Origin of the sequence: Pelotomaculum propionicicum (assembly GCF_004369225.1) — a bacterium.
GTDB lineage: Bacteria > Bacillota > Desulfotomaculia > Desulfotomaculales > Pelotomaculaceae > Pelotomaculum_B > Pelotomaculum_B propionicicum.
The window spans coordinates 1-356 of the sequence record NZ_QFFZ01000186.1; the positions used below are offsets into that span (position 1 = coordinate 1).

The window sequence follows — 356 nt, forward strand, 5'->3', positions numbered from 1 at the left end:
CTTCAGCAACCCCGGCAGCAGTTGTCCATACACTTTCAGCTTCTCTTCAGTTATTCGTTGAATGACCGTTTTCTCTTCATCCACCGTTTTCAAGCCGCTCTTGCGGTTGGGAAGCGTCATCGCAGGCGTCCCCTGTTTTTTTCGCTGTTCCTTCAACTCCCGTTGTTCTCTTCTTCGCTCAGGGCGTGTTAAATCGGCGACCGTCGGCCGTATGGATTCGCTCATTGGACGCCCCTGCTTTCCCCGCATAAAATCGCCCGGAAGTCCCGGCGAAGCGGATACACGTAAATATGCTTGGGGCAAGATAAATATTGGGTATACCGATCCATTCGTCCCCGTCCCGCGGTTTCTCCCAA

Annotated in this window: 1 protein-coding gene; it reads right to left on the reverse strand. The window is 53.1% G+C overall.

Annotation, left to right across the window (positions count from 1 at the left end; translation table 11 throughout):
• The coding region (locus Pmgp_RS19440; protein ID WP_205078123.1) for a hypothetical protein at nucleotides 1-225 on the reverse strand (225 nt) is incomplete at its 3' end.
• Nucleotides 226-356 lie beyond the last annotated feature (131 nt).